Source organism: Treponema sp. R6D11, assembly GCF_054786075.1.
The window spans coordinates 1-367 of record NZ_BDHD01001179.1 but is presented as its reverse complement, the minus strand read 5'-3'; the positions used below and the strand labels follow the sequence as shown (position 1 = coordinate 367).

Genomic DNA, 367 nt, shown 5'->3' with positions numbered 1-367 from the left:
GTTTAGGACCGTTGGTAGTTGAAAATATCGAGGTTACGAGACATATAAGAGGAGTAACAAGAGAAATTTCAGCAATCATACCTAATGTTTTGGGCAAGACAGGAATAGAAACAGCTGAGATGATTAAAGCGGTTGCCGCTGAAATTGCTCCTGATTTTGTGATTGCTATTGATAGTTTGGCTAGCCTTAGTCTGGAACGTGTTAACAGGACGATACAATTATCTAACACGGGCATTAGCCCTGGCGCTGGCATAGGGAATTTTAGGAAAACTTTGACTGAGGAGAACGTTGGTTGCCCCATAGTCGCCGTTGGAGTTCCAACCGTGGCATCGCTTGCAACTGTAACCAATTCGGCTTTGGATATAGT

Annotated in this window: 1 protein-coding gene; it reads left to right on the top strand. The window is 43.6% G+C overall.

Annotated features, from left to right (window positions below):
* Positions 1-367 (top strand): GPR endopeptidase (gene gpr / locus ACYVTD_RS18000; protein ID WP_461248980.1); only part of this gene is annotated, 367 nt, incomplete at both ends.